Source organism: Streptomyces sp. NBC_00271, assembly GCF_036178845.1.
In the GTDB taxonomy this organism is placed as follows: domain Bacteria; phylum Actinomycetota; class Actinomycetes; order Streptomycetales; family Streptomycetaceae; genus Streptomyces.
The window spans coordinates 1-20,144 of sequence record NZ_CP108070.1 but is presented as its reverse complement, the minus strand read 5'-3'; the positions used below and the strand labels follow the sequence as shown (position 1 = coordinate 20,144).

Sequence of the window (20,144 nt, the reverse complement as noted above, 5' to 3'; positions counted from 1 at the left end):
TGCGGGTTTGTGCTGGTCAGCGGCTTGGCGCGGGGTCGGGTCTGCCGGTCCAGTACAGGGCGGTGTCGATGTCGCGTGCGGTCCAGCTGTCGGCGTGTGGTCCGCGGTGTTGGAGGAGGTCGTCGAGGAGTTGCAGGTAGCGGCCGTAGCGTCCCGGCGAGGGGGTGAGGGTGAGACCGAGGGTGTCGAGGGCGTGTTGGACACGGCTGTCGTAGACGGCCATCCGCTGTGGTGCTGCTGCGGTGAGGATGGCTGAGGCGAGGGCGTCGCCGGTGCGGAAGCCGGGCAGTTCCCAGATGATGCCGCGCCCTGTGCGGGCGGCCTCGCTGCGCGGGAGGGTGGTGTCGCGGACTGCGGTGACGGCCCGCTCGGTGACTGCTCGCACGTGGATGTCGGGCAGGGACATCAGTTCTGTCACCCAACGGGTTTGTGCGGAGAGCCGTTTCCAGACCACCAGGGCTGCGATGTCCGTCTTGCCGAGGCTGCCTGCGCGCTCGGTTCGCTGCGCGACGTCGTGGAAGACCTCGTCGTAGTGCGGTGAGACGTCTGCCAGGTAGCTGGCGCGGGCGGGGATCAGGACGTCCCATGCCCGGCTGCGGACAGCAGCGGACTCTTCCTGGGCCGGTGTGCCCGTCGTCTTCTTCACGTCCGCATCATGCCGTTGTCGCTGTTCGTCGGGTGTGGGGTCGGTTTGCTTCTTCGGCGAGGTGGTCGAGCTGGATGGCTTCGAGGGCTTTCTTGGTGATGCGTTCGGTGCCGTCGCAGATGGCGGTGATGGCGGCTTGGCGGATGAGGCGGGCGAGGCTGCCGATGCGGCCGGCGGTGCGCTGGTGGAGGTAGGAGGCGTGGCGGGGGAGTGTGCCGGGTGGGTGCCGGTTCAGGTCGAGGGCGTTCTCCATGTCGGTGATGAGGTCGGTGAAGGGCCGGGTCTGGCCGTGGCGGGCGGGGAGGGGGCCGCAGGTGATGAGGCTGGCGCGGCCGGCGAGTTGGGCGCCGCGGACTCCGGCGAACAGCGGGGTTGAGGCGACGTCAATGCCGGTGTAGACGAAGGTCGCTCTGATGCGTTCGGTGAGGTCTTTGAGCAGGTCGGCGGCTTCCGCGCCGGTGGTCGTGCGCGGGTTGAGGCGGTGGATCTCGTCGATGAGGACCAGGCGGACGCCGGCGGCGGTGTAGGTGTGGCAGACGGCCTCGGTGATCTGGGTCTGGGTCATGCGGGTGGTGACGGGGATGCCGAGGTAGTGGGCGAATTCGGTGGCGAGGGTCTTGGCGGTGGCGCCGGGCGGCACCAGCAGGTATGCGACCGGTATCTGCTGGTGGGTGCGTCCGGGCGGGGCGGGGTGTTTGCGGGTGTGGGCGAGGTGGCAGGTGCGCCCGACTTCGAGGAGGGCGGTCGTTTTTCCGGCCGCGGCGGGGCCGGTGACGATCAGTGAGGGGCGGGCGGTGGTCTGCTGGTGGCGGCCGAGGATCATCAGGGTGCGGACCTGGGTGGCGAGGGTGTCGATGGCGGGGGTGCGGACGGTGACGAACGCGGAGTGGTAGGCGAGGCGTTCTTCCGTGCTGCGGGGCGCATCGCCGGGCTTGGGCGGGGTTTGGGGCGGGGTGCTGGCGAAGTGCTGCCAGCCCTGCCAGGTGGTGATCGGCCACTGCGGTTCGGCCTCGTGGACGTCGGGCCACGGGGCGTCGGCGGTGCGGACAGGCTGGCCTGCCGAGCTGGGGGTGTGGCTGGCGGTGGTGATGTGCGGGCGGGTGGTCACCAGTTGAGGGCTTCCTGGGCGGGGTCGTAGAGGCCGAGTCCGGTGTACGGGACGGGGGTGCCGCCGGGTTCGTCCTCGCCGTCGGCCTGCTCCTGGCCGTCGTCCAGGTCGTCGAGGCTGTCGTCGTCCGAGCCGTCGGCCTGCGGGTCCGGGGCGTAGGGAGGGCGGGGGCCGGCCGTGGGCGGGGGTGTTTTCAGCGGTGCGGTGCGGGTGAGGAGGCGTTGCTCGCCGGGGGTGGCGGTGCCGGTGTGAGCGCGGCGCATGAGCTGGTCGAGGGCGTCGGCGAGGTCGGCTTCGTGGGTGTTGCGGTCGCCGTGGCGGGTGGTGATGGTTTTGATGTGCTGCCAGGTGGCGCTGTTGAACGGCTGGTGGATGTGGTCGCGGTGGATCCACGGGATCTCTGTCAGGTGTCCGTCGGGCAGGCGGATCCATACCTGGCGGGCGTCGTGGGGGTTGGTGTGGATCTCCCATTTGCCGCCGCGCGCCGTGACGGGGGAGGGCTGGCCGCGGTAGGGGGCGAGGACATCGTGGTCGTAGGTGCGGTGGTCGATGCGGATGCCGCGTTCGATGATGGCCTGCCAGCGCACCGGCAGCAGTTCGAGGTAGTCGCTGCCGCTCAGCGGGAGGGGCACGTGGCCGGCGACGGCGATGAGGGCGGCCCACATCTGGTTCGGGGTCAGGGCCTTCTTGGGCAGGGTGGGGTGGCGCAGGCCTTCATGGGGGCGGTGATGGTAGTGGATCAGCCATTCGTCCAGCAGGTCCTGCAACTGGGCGACGCTGAAGCAGGCCTCGGTTTCGGCAGCGGGTCCGCGGCGGGTGACGTCGGAGCCGGTGTAGCCGGGCAGGTGCTGGCAGAGCAGGGCGTTGATGGTGCCGAAGGTGCGCTCGACGATGCCTTTGGCGGCGGGGGCGTGGGGCGGGGTGGGCTGGACGCTGATGCCGAGGGTCTCGCAGGCGGCGGTGAACGCCGTGGACAGGTAGACCTTGCCCCGGTCCACGACGATCGTCTCGGGCACCACGACCGGCCGGGCGGCTGCGCCCTGAAGGCGTTCGTCCAGACTCATCAGCCGCTGGAGCTGGGGGAGTGGGGCGTGGGCGAGGCGCAGGGCGTCGGGCCAGGTGGGGCGGGCCGGGTGCGGGACGGCCATCTCCGCCAGCAGTAGGGCGGCGTCGACGGCCTTGGTGCCGGCGGGGCGCAGGACGGCGGCGAGGATGGCGCGGGTGGCGACGTCGACGGCGATCGTGAGTTCGGGCCGGCCGGTGGTGCCGTCGTCGAAGACGGCCAGGACGTCCAGCCGCGTGGTGTCGACCTGTACCTGCTCGCCCGGCCGCAGCGCCACGGTCGGGGTGAATGCCCGTCTGCCGGCCGGGGCCGGAAGGGCGCGGGCGGGGCGGTGAGGGTGTTCGGCGGGGTGGGCGAGCTGGTGGACGAGCTGGTAGAAGGTGGCCTGGGAGGGCATCGGCACGGCGCCGCAGCCGTACCGGTCCTCCAGGATCTGCGCGACCAGGGGTGTCAGGCCTTTGACGGTGCCTTTGGAACGGCCGCGCTGGCGGCGCAGCGCTTCCTCGATCGCGGCGATGACGCGTTCGTCGGTGCGCCCGGTAGGGCTGGGGCGGCGGGTGGTGCGGTGGTCGACCAGCCCCCAAAGGCCCTGCTTGCGGTAGGCCAGGCGCATGCGCTGCACCGTGGTCCGGGAGACGGGCCCGAAGCCGATCGCGGTCAGCTCCGCCGCCTTGGCCTTCTCGCGCTGCGCGAGTGTGAACCGGTCGGGGTCGTACTCGGCCCGGGGCACCCCGCCGCTGTCCGTCCCGCCGGGCAGGCCGGACTCCACCTCGCGGATGTGCCGCTGCCAGGCCAGCGCCTTGCGCCGCGCGTCCTCGGGTGCGGTTTCGAACAGCCCCCACCGCGTCACGGCCTGCGGCATCTCGGCGCCCACGATGGCGAAGGACGGGTCGGCGAACAGATGCCCGGCCACGACCGTCTCGTCTCCTCCTGTCTCACCGGCCAGGTGGACCTGCTGCCCCGCCAGAGCGACCACCTGCCAGGTGCGGTCTCGGAAGCGGACGTGCGCTCCGACCTGCAGCACCGGCCGTCCGCTACGCCGCACGCTCACCGTCCATCCCTGCTGCCCGGGCCGCCGGTACCGCCGTGGCCGTTCGCACCATCGGCGCCGGGGCTGACGAGGACCCGCTCGTTCAGCGGTACGTCCAGGGGCGCGGCGAGGTGTCCGTGCCACAGGGCGTGGAAGACGGCGGGCAGGACTTCGATCGGGTCGCCCACCGTCTCGGCGCCCTCGATCAGCGGCCGCGGCTGTGCGAACGCCTCATGGACGGCGGCCGCGAGATGGGGACGGCCGGCGTTGCGGGGGTGGCGGTAGCCGGCCAACCATTTCAGGTTTGCCGCCAGCGTTTTCTCCAGCGGCTCAAGGCGCAGATAGCTCCAGCCGGCCTGCGCGCACGCCGCCTCGAGAACCACCGCGGCCCTCTGGGCCCGTTCACCGCCGGCCTCCGGGTGGCTGGGACAGTCGGCCAGCAGAGCGGCGCCGTCGCGGTAGCGGGCGAAGAGCTGCGGCACCCACGAGCGCACCTGGCCGCGGCCCTCCCGCCACAGCAGACGGACCGGCCTCCCGGCGAGGCCGACCACCTCAGGGTCGCGGTCCAGCACCATCAGCTGCGCCCGCATCGCGGCTGACCCGCAGGCCACATGCCGGCCGGTCGTGGCCGACCACCACTGCCCGGGCCCCCACCGCCGCCCCGGCACCACCGGGAACGCCGACACCGGCTCGAGTTCCTCGAAAGCCACCGCGAGAGCTGCGTCCGCCCACCGCTGCTGCACCACCTGCCCGACGGGGTCGACGAAGACCGCCTCCCACCCGGATCCGGTATCCGCCCGCATGTGCTGTGAGCGGCCGCCCGATGCGGCCGCTGCGTCCGTGCCGCCCACGCGCCCCAGTCAAGCCCTTCCTGCCCGGGTGGCGGGCGGCTTCACGGATTTTGATCACGTAGCCGCGGGCGATGAGGTACGGCCGCGGGGATGGCGGGCCGTGCATGCCTGCCGCCTCCTGGATACGTACTCACCGCTGTTTTCCGGGCCGCTCGTTACGGTGGGCCGCGAGCGCTTCGGCCAGGGCCCCGGCTGGCAGACGGGCCCAGCGCGCCAGATCCTCCAGTGCCACCCCGACCGTGAGGGCCGCTGCTGCGGTCTCCCGTATGGCCTGGTCAATCAGCGTGGCGGCATGGCCGAGGTTGCCCAGCAACTGCTGTGCGGCGTCGGCGGTCTTGCCGTACTGGGCGCCGCGCAACTGGGTCAGCTGCTCTTCGGCGTCGTTGACCAGGCTGGTGATCAGTGCCCGCTGCTCGGCCGGCACCGTAGAGCGCCACGTGGTGCCCGAGCCGGGCGAGCTGCGTTTCTTGGACAGGACGCGCAGCTGGGTGGCCATGGACGCGGGCTGGTGCTCCTGCCTCAGCCACCAGGGGTCGTTGCCGTAGCCGGGCGGTCCTCCAGCACCACGGCGCAGGCGGATGACCGCGCCCATCCACGAGGTCAGCGGGCCGCCGTAGTCGGTGGCGGCCAGCGGCCCCAGCCACCCCCGCCCGACCCGCTCGCCCAGCCGACGGCAGAACGCCCCGTCGGCGGGCAGCAGCCGCGGCTGCCCGGCCCCGCTGTCCCTCCACGCCAGCTCGGCCATAGCCGGATCCAGCAGCGCGTCGGCCACGGCCACTATGTCGGGGAAGATGGCCGCGTCCCGGCCCACGATCCGCCACCGCTCCAGATCCGTTCCGGCGTTGCCGTCGGCGACCTGGTGCAGCCGCCGCGGCCAGATCGTCTCCCGCTCCCAGTGCAGGGCCTGCTCCCACCACCGGGCCACCACCGCGTGCGCCAGCGCGAACACCCTCTCCGGCTCCGCCCCGGCCCGTACCGCCCGCCGTGCTACACCCGCCCACCGCCGCTGCGCCACGGCCACTTCCGGCAGATGCCGCACGTCCAGATACTCGTGCGGCTGGTCGGCGTCCGCGTCCAGGAGCCACCGCCCGTGTCGGACACACACCCGGGACCAGAGCGGCGCGTACCGCACCACCCGCACGGCCGTCCCCGTACGCCGGGCCGTGCACAGGCGGCAGCCGAATGCCACCGGCCCGGCGACCGCGCCGCCGATCCGCCATGCTGCAGCCGGAACTCCGTCTTCTTCGGCGGGCAGCTTGGCGTCCTCCCGTTCCCAGGACGGCAACGCCCGCGCCAGCACGTCTTCCTTGACGCCGCACAGGCCCGCCAGGAGCTGCCGTCCGGCTGCGTTCAGCAGTACCTCGGCGTCGGCCCGCGCGCCCCCGCCGTCGTGCCCGGGTTGGTAGTTGCGCCAGTGCCAGCAGGACCGCAACACCTTCGCTTCCATCCCGTAGCGGTTCGCGATGCGGCAGATCAGCGACGAGGTCGTCTCTCCCCGCAGGGGAGCGGTCCGCAGTACGCCAGGGCGATGGATCACTCCACCACGGTCTCGTGCCCGCTGTCCCGGGCGGGCGCTTTTGCAGAGGATGCCCAGGCGCCCCGTCCTCCCCGGGGCCGTCACTCCCACTCGACGGGGCCCTTCAGACCGTTTTTCCTGTCCCCCTGCTACCTCTGTGACCTGCGAAGACGATGCGACAGGCGGGGAATCAGGGGGAGTTGGGAAAAGATCTTGGTCTCCGGCATCCGGATCTGGCCTCCGGCGGCGTGTAAGGGAGTGAAGGCCCTTGGGCCTTCACCAACGAGTTCGTTTCTACTGGGAGGCCTGGTCGATGACTTGGTCGTACTGGGCAGGAGCGGGCGGGGTTCCCCTGCTGCTCCTGCTGTTCTTCGCGATGCGCCGCGCCAAGGGCGTCGTGGAGATGCTTGTGAAGGCGTACATCGAGACCCGGATGGAGCGCGAGGAGCGCGCCACCATGGTCGCGATGGCGCAGTCCCTGCCCGACGGCGGCGCCGCGGCCCGCTTCGAGGAGGGACGGCCGGCTTGGCTGTTCCGCAAGGACGCAGCCGATCCGGCAGGCCATCGGGCCATCGCCACGCGGGAGGCTGCGTGAGCGAGGCCGCCCCGGGAGCGGACTTTGAGTCCTTCGTCCTCGAGACCATTGAGGCGTTCTCCCGACTGGCCCGGGTCGAGGCGGGCGACCTGCACAGCGCAGAAGATGCTGTGCAGGACGTCTACCTGAACATGTACCGGCGGTGGGCGACGATCTCTGCGCAAGAGGGGTCGCTCACCGCATACGGCCGCACCGCGGTGAAACGGGCGGTCATCGACCAGTTCCGTCGGAACAAGCGGATGGTCGCGGTACCGGTTCATGAACTGCCCGAAACGGAATCAGGCATCGGAATCCCCGAGGCCGCCTACGAAATGATTAAGGAAGGTATCGGCGAACTCGTCGCCAGTCTTCCTGAACGGCAGCGCGAGGTCATCACCCTGTGTGTTCTGCAGGACCTCAGCCCTGCAGTGGTTGCGCAGCGCCTCCAGATAAAGGAGGAGTCGGTGAAGCGCTACATCAAAGCCGCCGCCAACAACCTGAAGAAATCCATCAACGAGTACAGCGAGGAGGCCACCGCATGACATACCTGTCCGCTTGGACGCACCAGCCCGAGGAGCGGGGAACCATCCGGCTCCTCGCCCTGTGGCTCCTGCTTGAAGGCTCTGAGCAGGCATTTTCAAAGGGTTCTCGGATCGGCGAGGACCCCGTCCAGGCGGAGGGGGGCCAGCCTTCGGGCTGGCCCCCGGCCCCCGCCCCTGCCTGGAAGACCACGGAAACGGAAACCATCGAATCGGTGCGTTCCGTGAACTACACGGTCTCCTGAAAAAGGAAATCGATGATTCCGCGACACCGCAGGAAACGCGGCGCGTAGCAGAAATCCTTGAGTTCCTGGACAGGGATAATGTGGCGCGAAGCTGGTGGGAAAGAGCAGCTCTCAAGGGTGACGAAGATGCGCGGGACTATCTTCATATCCTCGATGTCGAAAGAGAAGAAGAGCTATCGACATGCTGTGGGCACGGGAAAGAACACGCTGAGGAAGCTTTCAGATCATTCGTGAGTGGCTTTGTATGCCGGTCGGCCGGTATTCGCGTAGCTACAGACAGGGTCGATTGGGCTTTGGGGGAAGCCGGAGTCGGGCTGTCTGAAGCAACGCAAGCTCTCGTGCGTGAGATTGAGGACTTCCTGGTGCACCTGGACCACACCACCGGCGGGCCACGGTGCTGACACGACAGCGCGTCGCGCGCCCACAGATGGGAGAGTCTTTGTAGACCAGCCTCCATGAGGCCTTCACGTGGAAGGCCGGACGACTCGTTGAAGTGGCGGCCCATCCCCGCGCCCGCGGGGATGGGCCGCCACCATTACCCATAGCTCCGTAAGTCGACTCACGGAGTCCTTTCGCCAGCCACGACTGGATCGAGCACTCGCCACTGAATACGGGACCGCCGACCCAGTCCCCGGTTGGTGCGACGTCAGTTGGGGAGACGCTACTGCGGACGCGGTACGACTTACCCCCAGCAGCATCGAAGCGTGCTCGCCGACTGCTCGAGCCTCGCCCACTCCGGTTTCTACGCTGCTGCCAAGCCAGGGGCTCACCAAGCACCAACCACCGCCGGGCTCTTGCCGGGCTATGGGTTCGCTTTGTTGCTGCTTGCGGTCCCGCCCCAGTAGGCGCGGTGAAGATTCTCGGCTCCCGCCTGGGACTGTGCAGTTTGGCTGGCTGATGTGTAAATGGTCTGAGGCGCTGCTGGAGTGGCGGCACGGATGGTCGGGGGCAGTGTCCTTTTTGAGTGCGGGATGTCCGTGCCAGCAGTGATGATGGAGGCTGTTGTGTCACCAGGGTTGTTAGGGGGATCCGTTGTATCTGAGCCGTGTGAAGGTCTCTGGGCTGAGAGCGAGCGCTGAGGGAGAGATCGAGTGCCAGCTGCCGGGACGCTTCAGCGTTCTGATCGGGGCGAACGGAGCCGGTAAGACCACGATCACCGATTCCCTGTACCTGGCGCACACCAGCCGTTTCCCCCTGCTGCCCAGGCAGAGCGCGGCCGTTCTGGGCACAGGCGATGCACCGGGCGTTGAGGTGCAGTACAGCCTGGAGCATGCCGCGGATGCCGAAGGTCCTCTGGGGCAGCAGATTCAGGGCTCTTTGCACCGCTCCGCCAGCGGCGTCGCACAGCAATGGTTCAGCGGATTCCAGCGCAACCTGGGCACGGTCCGTGCTCAGGTCGACCGACACCGAATACTGCAACCGGGTCTGGGGACGGATCCGTTCAAGTTCATCTACCTGCCAGCCTGGCGCCACCCCCTGGATGAGCTGGCTCGTCGGGAGACCCGGATTCTCATCGAGCTGCTGCGCGCTCAGCAGGAACGCCTCGACGGCAGCCGCAGCCTGGTGCCGCTGCGGGTGAAGGCCTCCCGGCTCCTGGAGAACCTCGCCAAGGACGGGCTCATCGAAGCCGTCGAAGAACGCATCAGCAACCATCTCGCCTCTCTCACATCGGGCGTGCAGCGCCAGTGGTCCTACGTGCGAGGACAGGTGATAGACGACTCCTACCTTGCGCGTGTTTTGGAACTGATGCTGGCCGTCATCGAAGGCCGCACAGCGGCCCGTCCGCTGGAGGTCTCGGGTCTGGGCTACGTCAACCTGCTTCACATGGCCGTCACGCTGGCCGCGATACCCGACTCCGCCGCGCGCGCCGCAGCCGCAGCCGCAGGAGAGGCGTCCGAAACCAGCGGCGAACCCGGGGAACTGACGCAAGCGGAGGAGGAGCAACTGGCGCGGGAGCGCCGCACGCAGGCAGTGGCGGAAGCCGAATCCGAGGCGGACTCCTTCTTTCCTCGCACCCCGTTCCACGCCACCGTGGTCATCGAGGAGCCCGAAGCCCACCTCCACCCCCAGCTGCAGCACGCCCTCGTGCGCTACCTGCGCAAGACCGTGCGCGAGCGTCCGGAACTGCAGATCGTGCTCTCCAGTCACGCCACCGACATCATCACCTCCTGCGACCCCGAACAACTGGTCGTGCTGCGGCGCACGCCGGACGGTCAGCGCGTCTGCCGACCGATCACCATGATCCCGATGGTCGAGCGCGACAAGACACTGCGCATGGCCCGCCTGCACATGGACGCCAGCCGCTCGGCCGCACTGTTTGCCGAACGGCTCGTCGTGGTCGAAGGCGTGACCGAAGCCGCCATCCTCCGCGACTTCGGCAGGGCCTGGGCTGGTCCGGACGAGGCGAAGCGGGCCTTCGTCGAGGCACTCAGCATCCTGTACGTCGGGACGAAGGTTGGGCCGTGGACCTCACGGCTCCTGGCGACAAAGGACGCGGAAATATGCGCCCGGCTGGCCGTTCTGCGCGACAGCGACAAGCCCTTCGAAGAAGAGCCCACCTCGCCCGCCTGGCTGGCCGACCACGATCCGGCCGTGGTGCAGGCCTTCATCAGCCATCCGACACTGGAGCCGTCTATTACCCAGGGCAACGAGCAGCTCATCGAGGCCGCGCTGACCGACATCGGCGCAGCACCCATCGGGCCGATCACCCCGCAGACGGTGCACGACCTGTTCAAGAGCGCCCGTAAAGGCAAGAAGGGCGCTCCCGACGTGCCGGCGGGCCCGCACGCCAGGGACAAGGCGGCTTTCGCCGACGCACTGGCCTTTCTCCTGGCCGATGCAGTCGAACACGGCAAACCGGTCCAGGTTCCCAGCCATCTCAGGAACCTGTTCGACTTCCTCTTCCCACACCCCGCAGAGCCCCAGGACGGAGACGGCGCCGAGGAGGAAGCAGAGGAGAGAGACGCCCCGCCCGCTTTGCCGCCCACTGTCCCTGGCCTGTCTCCGGCCGACCCTGGCAGCCCTGCTACGCCGCCGGCGCCCGTGCCCGCCGGAGCTTGGCCCACCGCCCCGGCGCAGCCCGCTGACACCGACCAGTGGGCAGCCAGTACCTGGGGATCTGAGCCGTGGGCAGCGGACCCATGGGGGGACACGGACCGTGACCCCAGCTGACACCGCCAGCACTCTCACCCGTGAACAAGTGACCGCGGCCGGAACACCCCGCCGCCGCCTCTACATCGAAGCGGCCCCGGGATCCGGCAAGACCACCGTGGCGGCTCAACGCTTCGGTATCCAGCGCTTCCACGGCAATGACCAGCGCGCCGTCATCGCGGTCAGTTTCACCCGCTCCGCGACCGCCGAACTCCGCGATCGTGTGCTCAGCCAATGGGGCCCGGACGCTCTCGCCTGGCCGCATCGCATCATCACACTCGACACCATTGTGTGCGACCTGCTCACCCACCTCTTGCACACCGGGCACGTGCGGTGGCCCGCAGGCCACCGCCACCTCACCGTCATCGACCACTGGCGGGTGCTGCTATCCACTCAATGGACCGACAGAGAGCCCACCGTGGTCCTGGAAACAAGCCAGGTCGTCACCCAGGTCGTGCGACGGGCCGGGAAAGCGAACAGACCCAGCACCGTGGACGTTGGCGAGGCCCTGGCCGCGGGGTACTGCACACACCAGGATGCACGCCATCTCCTCGAATCAGCCCTGGGGGCCCACGGCGTTCGCGACGTCCTGCTCGCACGCCTCGCCCAGACTGCCCGGGCGCTGATCGTCGACGAGATCTTCGACGCCAATGCCCTTGACCTGTCTCTGGTCCGCCTCGCCGTCGACGCAGGCTTGGAAGTCACCGTGGTCGGTGATCCGTGGCAGGCGCTGTACGGCTTCCGTGGCGCCCGCCCGGAACAAGTGCCCTGCCTGGTCCAGGACGCTCACTTTGTCCGGCGTGACCTGCGCGCTTCCTTCCGGTGGAAGAGTGCCCAACAAGCCCTACTGGCTGACCGACTGCGCGCAGGACAGGGTGTGGCCCTTCCCGAAGGACAGGCCGAGAACATGGACGTCCTCCTCGCCCTGCGATGGAAACCCCTGTGGGAGGCCGGCCCCCATGTCCTGCCCCTTGCCTACGGATCGACCACAGGCCAAATCCACGAAGCAGCCTGCACCCTGCTGCTCAGCGAAGTCACCCAGCGGACGTTCGGGGAAAACGCCACCTTCCACAGCGACGCCCTCATCACCCTCGGCATCGACCACGAGGCGGCGCAGCGCCTGCGCTCCCCCCTCCAGGCCATCGCCGCTGACCTCGCGGGCACGACTGGCATCGCCGAGATCTGGACCTCCCTCAACACAGTCGTCGCCAGCGAAACCGACCGTCCCCTGCCCAGACGCCGCAACCACACTCACACCGCACGCCTGGAGAACCTGAGAGCCCGCCTCCACACCTCTGCATCCCGAATTATCCCCGGCCTCACCGCCCACCAGGCCAAGGGCCGCGAGTGGGACGCCGTCGGCGTGTGCCTCACCGGCCCGGAGCGCGAAACCCTGCGACAAGGCCTCAGCTCCGACAGCGAAGACCACCGCAAGCTCTACGTGGCCCTCACCCGGGCCAAGCGGATGACCACTGCCGTCTCGGGAGACGTACAGTGACGGTTTCTTTTGTAAGGCAGTGAACGACGGCCTTCCCACGGCCGCGTCCGTCAATGCGTGCGTACAGGCGTGCCAGGCTGCTAGTCGACAGGTCCGGCGTGCTGCTCTCCTGCTTCGAAGCGGACCCCAGCTCGTCCGGACGCACACAATCGCAACGTATGTGCTTGTTTGTCTCAGCCTTCGGAAGGCTGATGTCAGTGGGATGGGGAAGAATCTGTGGCAGTGGAGGGAGGCTTTGATGTCCGCAGCGGACAGTGGTTCTGACCTGCATATACCTTTGCCGAGTGGGTGTCGCTGGTGTGGGGTGGACGAGCGTGAGCACATGCAGCGGTACAAGCCGCCGGTGGGCTGGCACAAGTGGGAGCCACCTACGCTGGAGCAGCGCAAGGACAGGATGCTGGCCCGGCGCCGTCGTGCGTCCGGTAACCGGCTTCTGCGTTTTGCGGCTATGCCGCTAGCTTCCTGAGCTGGCTGAAGACGAGACGCAACTGCTCCGGGACGTCCTGAGGGTCCTCGAGCGCCGAAGCGAGCTGATACATCATGTCGGGCTTGCCTCCGGGGCCACTTTCGCTCTGCTCCCGCAACGTCTGCTTGACCGCGTCACTGAACTTGCCCCCGCGCAGCTGCAAGAAGTCCTCGGGCGCCCAGAGTCCTTCGGTCCTGGGCCAGATCTTGTTGGCGACACGGGCCCAGACCTCGTCGGTGAAGGCCTCCTCGAGCTCGTTGAACTTCTCCCCGCCGGGGAGGCTCAGGTCGGGCTCACCGATGAACTTGACGTAGTCAGCCGCGCGCGGACCGAAGAACTGGGTCAGCTTAGCGGGCTTGAAGATGCTCTTGGGCAGGTTGCGGCTGTCGGCGTCGACCACCAGCATGAAGGACCGCTCGTGTTCGGCGAGGTAGCGGGCCAGATGCAGCGCTCCCTCATTGTTGAAGCATGCCCACAGGGCGATGCCGGCTGCCTGAAGCGACAGCCTCTCGCAGAGCTTGAATAGCAGGGGGAAGGCGCGCTGTTCGGTGTCGCCCTCTACAGCGAGGAAGCAGCGTTCGTGCAGCAGAACGGAGTTCCGCAGGCCGAGCCCGGCGGCGATCTTCCAGAGGTGCTGCTCGAGCTCGTCTCCGACCACCCCGGCCCCGATCCGCTCGATGACGGTGCGGTGGTTCTCCAGCTTGAGGTGGACGACGTCGGAGATCTCGACGCCGTCGATGAGGTTCATCGAGTGGGTGGCGACGATGACGCCGACGTGTGACAGCGCGCTCTGGTCCTGGATGAGCTGCATGACGCGTCGCTGGTGGTGATAGTCCAGGTGCGTGTCAGGCTCGTCGTAGATGACGATCGTCTGCACCGCGGGAGGCTTGGCGTCCTCTTCTTCGGCCGGGACCGCAGGCTGGTCCTCTTCCTCCTCGGCCAGCAACTCGCTGGTCCACTCCCACACGGCCAAGGCGACTCGTCTGCTGCGGCCGAGCCCCGAGCCCTCCAGCCCGACGGACTCCCCGGCAGCACGGGCCACCCGCAGCGGGGCGCCGCGAAAGCCATGCTCGAAGGAGACGTCCGGATCCACGTATACGTCAGCCAGGTCCGGGCAGCGCAGCTGAATGTGATCACAGAGGGACTTGGCTTCGGTCCGAAGACGATCCTTGACCTCGTCTTCCAGCTCACTCAGCTTGCCCCTGAGCTGCGGATCCTCCATGTACTGCTTGAACCGGCCGCTCAGGGCACTTTTGATCTCCGCATCAGGGTGAGCGGTCTTGCCGTCAAAGGGCAACAGTCGTGGCATCCGCTTATCCAGCAACGAGGGCGCGGGGAGCCATGTCTCGCCGCTGGAGTGCTCGCGCGCGTAGGCGCGCAGTGCCTTCTGCAGGTCTTCCTTCTTGCCGCTCGCCGAGTCGAGCCCGTACTCCTTGACCAATGCCTTCAGCGCCGGGACCAGAAGCGACGACAAATCACGCAGTCGCTCGTCATCCGGAAACGAGCTCCAGTACTCAAGGTGCCCTACACGGTCTTGACCGGCCCGGCGGCGAATCCGTACCAGTGCGGGCAACTCAAGCTCCGCCTGCTCCCACTCGTCGAGCTGAAACTCCCCGACCACCACGGTCTCTTCGCACCGCTGAGGGGGAGAGCCAGCCGCCAGCTCCTGTCCGCCGGGCTGCGCCACGAACGTACGGTCGTCTTCCTTGAGCTTCTGCGATCCGGTGAGAAAGTGCAGCGAGTCGAGCACAGCGCTCTTGCCGCCGTCGTTGTGACCGGCCAAGATCGTCGGTTTGCGGACCGGGATCTCACGGACATCGGTCAGCGAACGGAACCCGCTGACGGAGAAGCTGTTGAGGTACAACGCGCCTGCTCACTTTCCTGACGTACACGCCACCGCAGGTAGCCCGCCAGCAAATGACTGCGGTATGCCGCCCGGCGCCCCTCACGCCATCCTAGAACGAAGACCCCAACCGCCACGTCCGTCCCATTCAATTCAGACAACTCAGCACCACTCCAGGGCTGTCGGCTCTGATTCGCATCTTCTGCACCTGCTCTCCTCCTACTGAGTGGGACACCGAACGATTTACAGTCCCAGCTCGACTTCAGGTATCCCGTTGGCAGCAGGCCTGAGACCCTGCTGGGCGAAGGCGAGAAGTGTGACGGTCCGTGCTTGGGGGGCGTGGTGGGTGTTGCGGCGTTGGTGGTGTCGGTGGTGGCGCTGGGGGTGTCCGGGTGGGCGTCGCTGCGGCAGTTGAGGTTGGCGCAGCATGCCAACACCCTGCCGGTGCTGGTGGATCTCTTCCGTGAGCATCGCAGCGCCCGTCTGGCGGGTGCGCGGCAGTTCGTGCATGAGCGGCTGCCGGGCTGTGATCTGTCGGCAGGTCTGGACGGGGTACCGGAAGCCCAGCGGGAGTTGGTGCGCGAGCTGGCCTGGTTCTACGACAACTTGGGTGCTCTGGTCGCGCATGGTGTGGTGGACATCGAGCCTGTCTCCGGATATCTGGGCGGGTCGGTGGTCTCGGTGTGGGAAGGGATGCGGCCGCTGGTGGAAGCAGAGCGGGCCAAGCGGGCCAGGAACGCCATGCCGGATCCGAACCGCTGGCAGGAGTACTTCGAGAACCTCTACCACCTGGTCCGTGAGATCCCCGCGGACCAGGCCCGTGCGCGGACCGAGCTGTGGCGGCTTCCGCGCCCATGATGCCCGACGCGGAGTGACGGCCAGCAGATCTGGTACCTGATCCCTGACGCGGTCGACTGGAACACCGTGATCGACTGGATCGTCCAGCGGGCCCTGCCCGCGCACGTCCCTGCCGCCCTGCGCCGAGTCCGCTCCCCGCACAGCATAGACGCCGACCTGGAGACACCCGCAGAGACGCAAGCCCGCGTCGCCCTCGAGGACCTGGAGCGGCGCTACATCGACGACAAGGCCCGCTTCCAGACCGACCTCGCACGGACGCGGCAGGAAGCCGAACCCGTACGGTCCGGACTCCTGTACGGCAGCGGCGGCGAACTTGCCGACGCGGTCGACGTCGTGCTGCGCGCCGCCGGATTCACCGTCACCGACCTGGATGCGGAACTGTGCACCACCAAGTTGGCCGACCTGCTCGCCGTGCTGGACGGCGACGCGTGCTTGATCGAGGTGAAATCCACATCCGGCGCAGCACCAGAGAAACTGGTCTCCCACCTTCAACGGCACCTGGAAACCTGGCCACAGCTACGCCCCAACCAGCCGGTCACCTGCGCCGCCTTGATCGTCAACCATCAGCACCGGCTCGACCCAGCCCAGCGCCCACCCGAGGCGTACCAGCGCAAAGAGTTCGTCGACGCCCTCAACTCTCCGGTGCTCACCACCGGCCAGCTCTTCGACTGGTGGCGCGCTCAAGACTGGTCGGCAGTGCGGACGTCCGCGCTCGGACGTCCCCACTCCGGCCGGACAAGCAAGCCAAGCACGGCACAGAGCACGGCGAGCTCCCCCCGGCAGCGCAGGTTCTGGTCCCGCTCAGGTGGTGCCAACCCCGCGTAGCGGAGGATCCGCCGACGATCCCGACGCCGTCCCGCTTGGGCTGAGTCCTCATCTAAGGGGTGAGGCGGGGGAGTCCCGCAGGGATGGAGGTACTGCTGTGATCGTCCGACTCCTGGGCGGCCCGCTCACCGGTCGCGTGCTTGAGACCACCGATGTTCCGTGGGCCGGGGAATGGCTCATGGCCGGTGACGCCGACTGGGGCCTGTACGTCGCCGTGCACCGCGACCCGGTGTGCGACCGCCCCACGCGGCGGTCTCAAGCCCATTCGATGCCGAGCTCCCGGAGTGCGTCGCGCTGTTCCTGGGTGAGTTTGTCGCGTCTCGTTTTGGTGTTCGAGATCCACACGCCCAGCCGGACTGTTACGGGCTCCGGTTCGCCGTCGACCGCGATCTCCTCAGCGTGTCCGCGCGGCGTGGGCCGGTCCGCGCCTTCCCGTTCGACCCATTGTGCGAGGGCTGTCAGGCCCCGCTGGAACGCCTGTTGTGCCTTGCTCGGGCCCTTCGTCGACCGCGGGGCCGCCGGGGCGGGGGACGGGGCTTCAAGGGGTTGTACGCCCAGCGCGGTCAGCCTCTCCTGCTGCTCGGTGGACAGCTGCGCCCAGGTGCTCGCTTCCCGTTGCCGTGCGAGCCATTTGCCGAGGTCGTCGCCTTCGAAGGTCACGCCGGGCTGGATGTCGGGGAGGATGCCGCCGGCCTCGGTGTCTGCGAGGTCGGCGAGGACGCGGTAGTGGCGTTGCCAGTCGAGGGGCCACGGGCAGTCCCAGTCGGGGTCGATGGCGGTCAGCTGCGCGGCCCGTGCCGCGGCTCGTTCGGGGTCCTTCCCGGGGCCGCCTTTGCGGCGGAGGTTGGCGAGGTGCTGGCCGATGGGTACGAGGCCTTCGGTGTCGCTTTCGCCCCATACGGCGTCCTGCCGTGGGGCGAGGTGGCCGTGGGCGCGCCGGTACGAGCGCAGGGCGGCGAGCTTGTTTTCCCAGGCTTCGTCGCCGGGTTCCCACACCATCCCGGCTTCTTCGGCGTCGAGGAGCTCCTTGCGGTGGTCGTCGAGTTCGCCCGCGCGCAGGGCTTTTCGTTGCTGGTGGACCCACCGGCCGAGGGGGAACGCCTGGGTGACGCCGACTTCGGTCTCGGTGTCGTAGGGCACGGCGTGCAGGCCGGTGATGTGGTGTTTCTTCCGCCAGCGGAGCAGGGCTTGGTAGCCCTCGAGCCAGACCAGTGATTCGGGCCGGTACACCCTTGTGCGCAGGAAGGCGGCGATGGTGGCGGCGTCGCGGGGGGTGGAGAAGTGCAGCAGCGCGGATTCGACCGCGCCCTGTGTGTCGTCCTGCTCCTGGTCCTCGCCACGCGTCCCGTCGGCGCCGGTGATCTGTCCGTCCTGGTCGCGGACGAGGTGGTGCAGCTTGGTCTGCGGCTGCCTCGACAGTGCCCGCGAGGCGAGCTGCTCGACGAGTCGTTCCGAGTGTGAGCGCAGGCCTTGGAGTACGGCTACGAGGGGGCGGAACGAGGCGGAGGCGACCATGTCGGCCGGGTCCTCGTTGGGCTCCAGGAAGACGGGCACGATGATGCGCGCGACCTTGGTCGTGCCGTCCGGGTTCGGGCGGAGGGCGCGGCCGATGTTCTGCACGATCTCGACCTGGGAGCCGCGGGTGTCGGCGAAGCAGATGGCTTCGACTCCCCGCTCTCCGACGATGTCCACGCCCTCGCCCAGGACCCGCACCGAGGCGAGGAAGGCGCGGTGTACCCGTCGGCCCGCCGCGTCGATGCCGTTGGCGAACTGCCGGAGGACTTTGCGCCGTTCGGCGACGAGGTGGTCGCCGCACAGCCACGCCGACCACACGCGGTCCGGGGGTACGTGGCGGCCGGCCTCGAGCTCGTAGAGCTCCGCGTCGATCGACGACTTCGGCAGCGCGTCCGCGTCGGCCAGGGCCTCGTCGGATGCCTCGGTCACGTACAGCTCCGCGGCCGTCTGCGGCATCTTCTCCGCGAACGCGGCGGCTTCCTCGACCCGCTGGTGGAACGTCATGACCGTACGCAGGTTGTGGCGCGCGGCGTGCTCGAGGAGGGCGGTTTGCAGCAGCGCGAGCCGCCGGCCCCGCAGCGCTTCCTCCGACAGCCCGAGGACGGGGGAGGGGTCGCGGATCTCCAGCACGTCGATCTCGAACCCTGCGAGGATGTTCCGCTCGATCGCCTCGGACAGCCCGAGCTCGTAGATCCACTCGCCGTACGTCCCGTCCGGGTCGCTGGTCATGGAGGCGATCTCCAGTTCCTGGCCGTCCGCGCCTTTCTGCGGGCGGGGGGAGGCGAGGATGCGCGGTGTGGCGGTGAGGTAGAGCCGGAAGTTGGCGGGGATGCGGGTGTTGTCGTGGATGGCTGCCCAGGGCCGGGCGGTGTCCCCGGCGAGTCCGTGGGCTTCGTCCAGGATGGCGAGGTCGAAGCCGTCCATCGACTGTCCGTACAACCGTTCCCCGCCCGCCAGGGCGGCCTCCAGCGGCCCGCGGACCTTCCGCTGGCCCATCGGTGCGTCGATGTCCTCGCGGTCCACGAGGGAGGCGTACGTGGCGAACACGACCACGGGCCCCTGCCCGGCCCACAGGGCGAGCTGGATCGCGTTCGTGGTCGTACGGACCCCGAGCTGCTCCAGGACGTCGTCCTTCTCCAGCGAGCACACGGCGACCATGGGGGAGTTGTGGCCGACCCGGCGCCACGCCTGCGCGGTCTGCACCAGAAGATCCAGGGTGGGGACCATGACGAGGACCCGCCCGCCCCGGAAGCATTCCAGCGCGGCCGTAGCGGCCGTGATCGTCTTCCCGGAGCCGGTGGCGGACACGACTGTGGCGCGCGCTCCCAGCGAGGGCACAGGTGATCTTGCAGGGAATCCCACCCATTTGTGGATACGCGTATTCGCGTCCATCTGGTGTTCTCGAAGCTGGATCACAGCAATTCTCCGGGTTGGGGAAGGACCTGCTCGACCGAGGCAATCCGGTATGCGCCCTGCTGATAGAGACCGCCTGGCCGCCCGTAGACGGTCCAGGCCCGGTGGGCGGCTTCACTGAGGGAGGAGGCCATCATGTGGACGGTGAGCCGTGGTTCGCCTCCGCCCGGAGGGCCGGCCCGCTGGGCGACGATCCGGTAGACCCGATGACGCAGCATCTCGGCCGGTGCCCCGCCGTGCCGCTCTGCAGCGGCTACGTCAAGGGCTACACGCTGCATCCGCTGCTCCTCACGACGGCCTACACGCGGATCCTGCCCCGGTACGTAGACAGGCATCTGCTGCTCCGTCATCACGTAGGCGATCCGCTCCCATTCAGCGCACTCCCACATGGCGATCATCAGCTCACTCAAGTTGAGGATCTCTGCTGGTCCTTGGCGTGCACGTTCCTCGCGCTCCCGGGAGTGCCGTGCATGCGCGTGTACCTGGCCGAGGACGAGCCCGGCGGCCTTTCTCGTCACACCGAGCCGGGCTATTTCAGCCGGAAGATATTCGTAGACCGACATGAACCCGGCTCCCTCGCTGCCAGAGTGTGTCTCCTGTTTCCACCAACTCTACATGCTGCATCAAATCGACGATGCGTTACACGGAAACCAGAACACGAACGAGCGACCCACCACCCCGGCAGCCAGCCCAGCCCGCGGCAGCGGGCTAACGGCCCGTAAGGCGCAGCCTGAAGGGCCGTCAGGGCGGGGAGCGCAGCGGACCCGCCCCAGGAGTGCGAAGCACTCCCCAACTCCCTTGCTAAAAACGCAAATAGCCGCACCTGACACACCGTCAACCCCGGGCAGCGCGCGGCGCGGCCACCGGCCGCGAAGCGGCGGCCTCCCTCAACTCCCGAAGCGAAGCGGAGGGAGTTACCCGGCGAAGCCGGGCGCGGTGAGCGAAGCGAACCGCCGGCACCGCGAAGCGGGTGCCTTCGCTTGCACATCGCGCAGCGATGTGGT

At 68.5% G+C, this 20,144-nt stretch carries 15 protein-coding genes; 7 read left to right on the top strand and 8 right to left on the bottom strand.

The window, feature by feature from the left end:
- Positions 1–16 precede the first annotated feature (16 nt).
- The 5 genes from OG798_RS00075 to OG798_RS00055 all read right to left on the bottom strand — a co-directional run bounded on the left by OG798_RS00075 (position 17) and on the right by OG798_RS00055 (position 6,235).
- Positions 17–646, bottom strand: coding sequence for a hypothetical protein (locus OG798_RS00075; protein ID WP_328755778.1), 630 nt, complete (start codon positions 644–646; stop codon positions 17–19).
- 7 nt (positions 647–653) lie between these two features.
- Entirely contained in the window at positions 654–1,637 is a 984-nt protein-coding gene (locus OG798_RS00070) for a TniB family NTP-binding protein (protein ID WP_328759957.1), read from the bottom strand.
- Positions 1,638–1,750: 113 nt separating this feature from the next.
- Positions 1,751–3,868 carry a transposase gene (locus OG798_RS00065; RefSeq protein ID WP_328755777.1) on the bottom strand — a complete coding sequence of 706 codons (2,118 nt, stop codon included), beginning with the start codon at positions 3,866–3,868 and terminating at the stop codon, positions 1,751–1,753.
- A complete protein-coding gene (locus OG798_RS00060) occupies positions 3,865–4,650 on the bottom strand; it encodes a TnsA-like heteromeric transposase endonuclease subunit (RefSeq protein WP_328759956.1) in 786 nt (261 codons plus the stop codon). The genes OG798_RS00065 and OG798_RS00060 overlap by 4 nt, the downstream gene beginning before the upstream one ends.
- Positions 4,651–4,828: 178 nt before the next feature.
- The gene (locus OG798_RS00055) at positions 4,829–6,235 is read right to left on the bottom strand and encodes a DNA-binding protein (protein WP_328755776.1); all 1,407 of its coding nucleotides are present in this window, start codon (positions 6,233–6,235) and stop codon (positions 4,829–4,831) included.
- Positions 6,236–6,527: 292 nt separating this feature from the next.
- Between OG798_RS00055 and OG798_RS00050 the strand changes: the two genes are divergently transcribed.
- From OG798_RS00050 to OG798_RS00030, 5 genes are all read left to right on the top strand, one after another.
- Positions 6,528–6,809: a hypothetical protein gene (locus OG798_RS00050; protein ID WP_328755775.1), complete on the top strand. Its 282-nt coding sequence runs from the start codon at positions 6,528–6,530 to the stop codon at positions 6,807–6,809.
- Positions 6,806–7,330, top strand: a complete 525-nt coding sequence (locus OG798_RS00045) for an RNA polymerase sigma factor (RefSeq protein WP_328755774.1) — start codon at positions 6,806–6,808, stop codon at positions 7,328–7,330. Before OG798_RS00050 ends, OG798_RS00045 begins: the two co-directional genes overlap by 4 nt.
- The gene (locus OG798_RS00040; protein WP_328755772.1) at positions 7,327–7,572 is read left to right on the top strand and encodes a hypothetical protein; all 246 of its coding nucleotides are present in this window, start codon (positions 7,327–7,329) and stop codon (positions 7,570–7,572) included. The genes OG798_RS00045 and OG798_RS00040 overlap by 4 nt, the downstream gene beginning before the upstream one ends.
- 1,047 nt (positions 7,573–8,619) lie before the next feature.
- Positions 8,620–10,743, top strand: coding sequence for an ATP-dependent nuclease (locus tag OG798_RS00035; RefSeq protein ID WP_328755771.1), 2,124 nt, complete (start codon positions 8,620–8,622; stop codon positions 10,741–10,743).
- Positions 10,730–12,220: a UvrD-helicase domain-containing protein gene (locus OG798_RS00030; RefSeq protein ID WP_328755770.1), complete on the top strand. Its 1,491-nt coding sequence runs from the start codon at positions 10,730–10,732 to the stop codon at positions 12,218–12,220. Before OG798_RS00035 ends, OG798_RS00030 begins: the two co-directional genes overlap by 14 nt.
- Positions 12,221–12,666: 446 nt before the next feature.
- Here the strand turns inward: OG798_RS00030 and OG798_RS00025 are convergent, their stop codons facing one another.
- Positions 12,667–14,550: an ATP-dependent nuclease gene (locus tag OG798_RS00025; protein WP_328755769.1), complete on the bottom strand. Its 1,884-nt coding sequence runs from the start codon at positions 14,548–14,550 to the stop codon at positions 12,667–12,669.
- A gap of 318 nt (positions 14,551–14,868) precedes the next feature.
- Between OG798_RS00025 and OG798_RS00020 the strand changes: the two genes are divergently transcribed.
- Both OG798_RS00020 and OG798_RS00015 read left to right on the top strand, forming a co-directional pair.
- Entirely contained in the window at positions 14,869–15,387 is a 519-nt protein-coding gene (locus tag OG798_RS00020; RefSeq protein ID WP_443054174.1) for a DUF4760 domain-containing protein, read from the top strand.
- Positions 15,388–15,453: 66 nt separating this feature from the next.
- Entirely contained in the window at positions 15,454–16,212 is a 759-nt protein-coding gene (locus tag OG798_RS00015; protein ID WP_328755767.1) for a hypothetical protein, read from the top strand.
- Positions 16,213–16,467: 255 nt separating this feature from the next.
- Here the strand turns inward: OG798_RS00015 and OG798_RS00010 are convergent, their stop codons facing one another.
- The gene (locus OG798_RS00010) at positions 16,468–19,143 is read right to left on the bottom strand and encodes a DEAD/DEAH box helicase (RefSeq protein ID WP_328755766.1); all 2,676 of its coding nucleotides are present in this window, start codon (positions 19,141–19,143) and stop codon (positions 16,468–16,470) included.
- Positions 19,140–19,703, bottom strand: coding sequence for a hypothetical protein (locus OG798_RS00005; protein WP_328755765.1), 564 nt, complete (start codon positions 19,701–19,703; stop codon positions 19,140–19,142). Before OG798_RS00005 ends, OG798_RS00010 begins: the two co-directional genes overlap by 4 nt.
- Positions 19,704–20,144 lie beyond the last annotated feature (441 nt).